Raw genomic sequence first — 6,809 nt, 5'->3', positions numbered from 1 at the left:
CGGCTTTCGTTTCTTTGGTTCATTAAAATTGTCTGACATAATTCCTCCATTTTTATAGTTAAAATGGAATGGAATTTCGGTAGCCTGACCTATAAAGAGGAAAGTTTAATGTTAAACACTACACATAAACTTCCCCAGATATAGTTGATCACAAATGAATAAAACTCTTTCGGATAATACTATCGGAATAGTTAAATATATTTCACGAATAAATAAAATATCATTTAAATAATTGAATTGCTGATGGGGACCTTAAGAAGAACAAAATATTTACTGCCATATTAACAAGACACTCACGGATAACACCTAGATTTACAAAATCTCTATACTCTAGCTTTCAAAAATGACTTATCCATAAATAGCTATCCCTTCATTCTCTTCATCATCTTCATAAATTAAGTTAATCTGAACACGCATACCTAAACCCTTGGCATACTTTGCCAAGGTCGAAATCTTCATATCCTTTCTCGCTTCAATTTTAGAAACTTCTGGCTGAGTTAGCCCTTTAACTTCTGTCTGATTCTTACCAATGGCCTCTCTGACCATTTTAAGACGAATTTCATGGGCCAGAATTTTGCTTTCCTGCATGACCTTGTTATATCTTTTTTTACCTATTACTTTCTTAGCATGATCAAAGAAATCAGGATTATATTTTGTCGTTTTTTTCTTCATGTTTTTTACCTCTTACTCGTTTTTTCTGCCTTAAGTTTTTCCAGGTAATCAAAGTAGATTTTCTCACTCTTCAGCATAATCTTATCGTAAAATCTTTTATCGCCACTTCCAGACTTATTGCCACCAATAATCAAGACTCCATTGCGGTCAGGATCGAATACAAAAGTAATTCTTATTACTTTTTCACCGCAATTAAATCTCAGTTCTTTGAGATTTAAAATTGAGCTTCCTTTTAAAGTGTCGACAAAAGGTCTGCCTAAATGTGGTCCGAACTGACTTAAAATATCGACATGCTTTAAAGTTTCTCTTTTAAGCTTGATACTACTTTTATTAAACCACTCCTGAAATTCCTCAGTTTGCTTAATATTCCACATTTACATTATACCTTTAAGTTCATATGCCCTCAAGGGGATATTCTGTTAAATTCATACGTACGTCCAAGTATGAAATTGTAATATCAGGATATTGCAAGATGTAACTTGAAGTAGGTGGATAACTACTGGCAATGAGAAGAATAGATTTGATGTCTCTCCATAAAATGATGATCAAACATCAAATAATGCTGGGCTTTAGAAGTACTCACAACGGCTGATCCATCTAAATACGGCCGTCTACTTTTTAAACACCCTCCCACTCTAACTCCCCCAAACTTCTCCCTATCTAATGGCCCTAGCTTTGCATTTCCACCCATTATGAAAATATTATTTCAAACACTCATTATGGCTTTAATGTTCAGTCACGTAGAGGCTTCAGAAGAGGCCACTAAAAAAAGCATTGATCCTCATAAAACCAAAGAGCAATTCGAAAAAATTATTACGAGAGTTACAGATCTTTATACACCTACGATAAAAGATCTTGGGCATGATTTTAAACTCACTATGGATTGGGATGACGATGAAGAAAATGCTCACGCCAGCCAACCCCAGGATTCTAATACTTGGGAACTAAAATTGCCTGGTGGTTATTACAAAGCTGATAAAATGACCGATGATGCTTATGCGCTTGTTGTCTGCCACGAATTAGGACATCTCCTAGCAGGTGCTCCTTTTTATCCAGGCACGAAGTTGTCTGTAGAAGGCCAAGCAGATTTTTGGGCAACTTCTGTTTGTTTAAAAAAATACTTCAATACTTATCCAGAGAAGGCCAGCAGACTTTCTTTATCTATGAAAGAAAACTGCGATAGAGTTTATACAGATGAGCAATCAAGAAATACTTGCTACCTAGTAGCAAAAGCTAGTTTAAGCTTATCAAAAGATTTTAATAACAAAACACATGAACCTGACATTGATCTTCCTGACAATAATATAATAAATAGTACGTCTTATATGCACCCTGATGCCCAATGTAGACTTGATACTTACATAGCGGGATCACTTTGTGCTCCACAAGAGACATCACTGTCTTTTCAGAAAAAACTTCTAAGTGAAAATTTAATGAGTGATTCGTTATGCATGGTGAATCTTGAATATAAAACAATCAAAGTAGAACAAAGACCAAAATGTTGGTTTAAGGAAAATAGCTATGAAATTATTAATTCAGACTATGAAAAAGAAGTAGGAACGAATTACTCTGAAAGAATAACTATTTATTATGCTAACTACATACCTGGTGAGTATACAATTACAGTTGTCCCAGATGAAGAAGCATCAAAATATGTAAGTGTTGAAACTTATCCAACATGGCAACTTGAAGATAATAAAGCGACAGGGAAAGATCAAGAAAAATTCAGCTATAACGAGCATGAATATAGAATGAAATTTGGTGATTTTGGTGAACCACAAATAATGCGTTTTAAGTACAAGTTTAAAAAACGACTATTGAGTAAAAAATTAAATTTTTATTTATTAGTTAAACGTGATGGAAAAGTCATAAGCAGCCGCGACTATAAAATGGAAGTGAATGCTAAATTATGGATGATTAATTAATTTACCACGATGAAAAAATTCAGCTGCTGACCAAATGGCCAGCAGAGCTGAAATTTAATTAAAATCTGTAAGAAAGCCCAAACTGAACCCTAGGCCCTGCAAGCGTTCTCGTCGTCGTCGTCTCTTCAAACTCATAACTCTCATTAGAGCTATAATAATCAAGCGAAGCACGAACCCCAAATCCATTGCTAAGAACGTATTTAGCCCCAACACCAACAGTGAAAAAAGTATTAGATCCTTCTGCCGTTTGCTCATCACCGATATTATTAGAAACAGTTTTCGACGATACAGTCGCAGTTCCTTTTCCAACAGTAAGACCACCGTAACCAATCAGCCTGTTAACCGCTGCTGCCGAATTATAGAAGTGGTAGTTAACCCCTAATCCATACTCAAGCCAATCAGTTTTCGATTGAATCGTATCTCCACTCTCCACTGATTTCTTATGAAGAAAAGCAAGAATAGAAAATTCTTTTAAAAAGTTATTATTGTTAACGAAGTACTTCTCAATCCCACCTGAAAAATCGATGGCCGAAGCTGTTGCTGAAGTTGATTCTGAAGTTTCAGATCCACTGTCTACAGTTCCCGACAGAGCATTCACGTACATCGTTCCCCAGACTTCCCAACTTTTTGATGAAGTTGCATATGCTGGAGCCACGTCTTCCATTACAGTCGTCTGTTTTGCAGACCCTTTTTTACTTTTCGTTTTAGCTGCAGTTTTCCCTGACGATTTTGCAGGAGCAACTTCTCCAGCGTCCTCATCAAATCCCAGACCTTTTAATTCGTCACGGTCCTCATCACTCACAGTCACTTCTTCACTGGCCGCAGGTGCTGCATCTTCCGTGCTCATAGACTCCGTTCCACCAGGGATCGGTTCTTCTTTTAAACTCTTGCTTGGATCATCTGTGATCTTCACAGGAGTGGCGATTTTTAAATTTAGAACTTTATCTTTTACGATTTCTGTCGGGTCGACAACTCTATAAAGTGACCACACAGATCTTGAAGGAGAAACTTTTTCAGCAACTCCGCGAGCGATTACACCAGCTGTGATAAAAAACTTAGCATGGTCACCAACGACTAGCCCGTCTTCGCCACCGCGATTAATGAGAACTGTTTTTTGAGTTGCAGAAACATTTAAAAAACGAAGAGTCAGTTTCTCGTCTATTTCTAGTGCGTGGACATTTGGTATATTAAACGCAAATACCGCGGGTAAAATAAAATATAGAGATCTTTTCATCCTGAAAAACTCCTAGAAAAACACACTCATGCCTAGAGTATATTTTAAATCGGCAACTGAAATTTTGCTATTAATATCATCATCTAAACGGTCAATTACTGATAAATTTTTGATATCGAGGTTGATCCCGAAGTTCACACTTGCTCCGATGTTCACGGTGTCCTCGTTCAAATCACCAGTTCTGAAGCGATACTTGGTCATAACCTGCAATGCTGGCAGTGTCAGGGCCTGATAAGAATACTCTTTTGATAAATCAGGGGAAAACACCGACGCCGATCCATTCTTTACGCCAATTCCGGCCAGGTAAATAAATGAATTGAGTGTAAGTGGGTTATTGATGAAATAGTAATTTACGTAAGCACCATAGGCCGTCTCTTCTGATCGGGCATTATATGTTCCCGTATCGTATTCAGTAACACCTTTTTCAAACATAAACTGCAGTGACCAGTTTTTTAGATTCGAAGACGTTCTTGATAAATGCAGGTCGTACGAAATACCTAAATTGTAACCACGGCCCTGGTAATTCGGGTCCGTTGTATTTCCATGAGACATCAAAGCATTCGAGTAATGAAGAACAATTTCGTGTCCATCAAGTTCGTTAAGCGCCAGCTCACGTCTTCTTGCTTCTTTTTCCATTCCTGTTTTGATGAAATATCTTCTCAGAGAAGCATCATCCATATCTGAAGACCACTGGTCTCCATCACGCTTCATTTTTGCAGCTGCCATTGGGCTTATCTGATCAGCTTCTTTGTTTCTGTATTTGATATTATCAAAAGTTGAAGCTTCAGTTCCTTTTTTATTCAGCTCAGGAAACTCATCGACTTTTTCAATCTCGCTATAAAAACCTTTCACACCGTATTTCATTCCGTTGGTTTTTTTCACGTAATTGTCAGCGACAGAATCAAAAAGTTTTTTGTCTTCTGCTTTTTTAATATCACCTAAAGCAACTTCCCTATTTCCAATGAAAAATTTCTGACCAGTCAGGTCTCCGTATTCTTCACTGTAATAAGTTCCAGCTTTCTCTTTGTATTTTTCATAAGTCGTCACCACAACATCCGCTTCCGGAGTCAGGTCACGCATTTCTTCTCTTTCAAAAACATCAGGAGAAGGCTCGTAATTATCGCCTGCTTTTACTAAACGAGCAGGAACTGTATCTTTGTTTTGATCAAGATAAGTATCGACATCGCCGCCGTTACTTTCAGATAAAACCACATGGCGGTTTTTAACTTTTAATGGGCGTCCACTTGTGACACTTGCAGAAGTCAGCATGAGAATTTTAGAATTTGGTTTGATCACGTTAGGCATGTAAACGCGCTTTAGTATCCAATATGATTTTCTTGGAAAACTCTTAACCAGCTCACCTTCACCGACTAAAAAAACTTTTGGGAATTCTTTTGGGCCTTTTTGAATGAAGAATCTCGCAAACGTTCCTTCAACGAAATTCTCCAAAGTCCCGCGGTCAAGCATTAAGCTTTTTCCAGATGTTGAGACGTCCTGGAGGTTCACTTCGTCGAGGGCGAACCCCCAAACTTTGCCCGTTAATGCGCCCGTAAACAAAAGTGTCGATAAAATTACTAATTTTTTCATATTAATTAACAGTTTAACATTGATCACGCCCCGCACACAGAAGGGAAATCCTTGCTTCAACGCGATTAATTATCTATAACTGTAGGTAAATAATTCCCAATGAAGAGGCCTCAAAATGAGCAAGAAAAAGATCAAAAAAATCTATAAATACGAATGTAACGTTACAGGCGAGCAGTTCAAAACTACTGCTGAAGCTCCATCACCTGGAGATTTATCAACTGTAAGTGCTTACTACCAAATGAATCCTGAGCTTGATGACCGTCCATTGGAAATCAAAGTTAAGATCAAAAACGAAGAAGAAAGTGCAGCTGAGTTAAAAGCTTCACTATTAGGTGAGTAAAAAAATTTAGGAATTTAGCATGGAAACAAGACAAGTCATTATCGTGGGCTCAGGCCCTGCAGGATATACGGCCGCACTATATGCTTCAAGAGCAGGACTCTCTCCTTTAGTTATCGAAGGACACGAGCCGGGCGGACAATTAACAACAACTACTGACGTAGAAAACTTTCCGGGATTTCCGGAAGGAGTTATGGGACCAGACCTAATGGCCCATATGAAAAAACAAACACTACGTTTTGGAACAGAATATCTTCCAGCAAAAGTAACAGATATCAATTTTTCAAAAAGACCTTTCCATATCACTTGTGACAACGGAAAAGAATTCTTAGCTGAAACTGTGATCATCTCAACTGGTGCTTCAGCAAAATATCTTGGCCTTAAAAACGAAATGGAATTAATCGGTAAGGGTGTTTCGGCATGCGCGACTTGTGATGGATTCTTCTACAGAGGAAGAATTGTTCACGTTGTTGGTGGTGGTGATACAGCTCTTGAAGAAGCAAACTTCTTAACTCGTTTTGCTGAAAAAGTTTACCTGGTACACAGAAAAGATCATTTCCGTGCAAGTAAACCAATGCAAGATAGAACATTCAAAAATCCAAAAATTGAAGTTGTATGGAACACAGAAGTTAAAGAAATTATCTTTGACGACACAGGTGTAACGGCACTTAAAGTTATCAATAACCAAACAAACGAAGTCACAGATAGAAAAACTGATGGTTTCTTTTTAGGTATTGGACATGAGCCGAATACAAAGTTTTTAAAAGGCCAAATCACTCTTGATGATCACGGTTATATCAAGACAGCAGGCTTCCACCCGGACACGAATATCCCAGGCGTATTTGCTTGTGGTGACGTTCAAGATCCATACTACCGTCAGGCCATTTCAGCTGCGGGATCAGGATGTCAGGCAGCGATCAGAGCTGAGAGATTTTTAGAAACTGAACACGATAAAAAGAACGCATAAATAAGACCTATTGCCCACTCGTATCTCTTGGATATTGAGTGGGTTTCAATCCCCTCTGTCTAAACTTTAAACACCTTTCAAATCCTC

General features: G+C 37.9%; 7 protein-coding genes. 3 read left to right on the top strand and 4 right to left on the bottom strand.

Annotated features, from left to right (window positions below):
- Positions 1-348 precede the first annotated feature (348 nt).
- Both SHI21_RS20630 and SHI21_RS20625 read right to left on the bottom strand, forming a co-directional pair.
- Positions 349-672 (bottom strand): helix-turn-helix domain-containing protein, encoded by a 324-nt coding sequence (locus SHI21_RS20630; protein ID WP_323579164.1) that lies wholly within the window; start codon positions 670-672, stop codon positions 349-351.
- 5 nt (positions 673-677) lie between these two features.
- On the bottom strand, positions 678-1,046 hold the full coding sequence (locus tag SHI21_RS20625) for a type II toxin-antitoxin system RelE/ParE family toxin (RefSeq protein ID WP_323579163.1): 369 nt from the start codon (positions 1,044-1,046) through the stop codon (positions 678-680).
- A gap of 318 nt (positions 1,047-1,364) precedes the next feature.
- On the opposite strand from SHI21_RS20625, the gene SHI21_RS20620 reads away from it, so the two are divergent.
- Entirely contained in the window at positions 1,365-2,597 is a 1,233-nt protein-coding gene (locus SHI21_RS20620) for a hypothetical protein (RefSeq protein ID WP_323579161.1), read from the top strand.
- 58 nt (positions 2,598-2,655) lie between these two features.
- On the opposite strand, the gene SHI21_RS20615 is transcribed toward SHI21_RS20620, so the two are convergent.
- Positions 2,656-3,831, bottom strand: coding sequence for an outer membrane beta-barrel protein (locus tag SHI21_RS20615; protein ID WP_323579159.1), 1,176 nt, complete (start codon positions 3,829-3,831; stop codon positions 2,656-2,658).
- Positions 3,832-3,843: 12 nt separating this feature from the next.
- Positions 3,844-5,418: a hypothetical protein gene (locus tag SHI21_RS20610; RefSeq protein ID WP_323579157.1), complete on the bottom strand. Its 1,575-nt coding sequence runs from the start codon at positions 5,416-5,418 to the stop codon at positions 3,844-3,846.
- 115 nt (positions 5,419-5,533) lie between these two features.
- On the opposite strand from SHI21_RS20610, the gene SHI21_RS20605 reads away from it, so the two are divergent.
- Both SHI21_RS20605 and trxB read left to right on the top strand, forming a co-directional pair.
- Positions 5,534-5,758 (top strand): hypothetical protein, encoded by a 225-nt coding sequence (locus SHI21_RS20605; protein WP_323579155.1) that lies wholly within the window; start codon positions 5,534-5,536, stop codon positions 5,756-5,758.
- Between the two features lie 19 nt (positions 5,759-5,777).
- Positions 5,778-6,722 (top strand): thioredoxin-disulfide reductase, encoded by a 945-nt coding sequence (gene trxB, locus SHI21_RS20600; RefSeq protein WP_323579154.1) that lies wholly within the window; start codon positions 5,778-5,780, stop codon positions 6,720-6,722.
- The last annotated feature ends 87 nt before the right edge of the window (positions 6,723-6,809 follow it).

This window comes from Bacteriovorax sp. PP10, assembly GCF_035013165.1.
GTDB classification, from domain to species: Bacteria; Bdellovibrionota; Bacteriovoracia; order Bacteriovoracales; family Bacteriovoracaceae; genus Bacteriovorax; species Bacteriovorax antarcticus.
Note: the sequence above shows the minus strand (reverse complement) of the source record. Positions and strands in the feature narration are given on the sequence as shown.

What these genes read in the sequence shown, in the direction of transcription:
- SHI21_RS20630 (WP_323579164.1), bottom strand. Translation starts at nt 672, where the DNA reads ATGAAGAAAAAAACGACAAAATATAATCCTGATTTCTTTGATCATGCT.
- SHI21_RS20625 (WP_323579163.1), bottom strand. Translation starts at nt 1,046, where the DNA reads ATGTGGAATATTAAGCAAACTGAGGAATTTCAGGAGTGGTTTAATAAA.
- SHI21_RS20620 (WP_323579161.1), top strand. Translation starts at nt 1,365, where the DNA reads ATGAAAATATTATTTCAAACACTCATTATGGCTTTAATGTTCAGTCAC.
- SHI21_RS20615 (WP_323579159.1), bottom strand. Translation starts at nt 3,831, where the DNA reads ATGAAAAGATCTCTATATTTTATTTTACCCGCGGTATTTGCGTTTAAT.
- SHI21_RS20610 (WP_323579157.1), bottom strand. Translation starts at nt 5,418, where the DNA reads ATGAAAAAATTAGTAATTTTATCGACACTTTTGTTTACGGGCGCATTA.
- SHI21_RS20605 (WP_323579155.1), top strand. Translation starts at nt 5,534, where the DNA reads ATGAGCAAGAAAAAGATCAAAAAAATCTATAAATACGAATGTAACGTT.
- trxB (WP_323579154.1), top strand. Translation starts at nt 5,778, where the DNA reads ATGGAAACAAGACAAGTCATTATCGTGGGCTCAGGCCCTGCAGGATAT.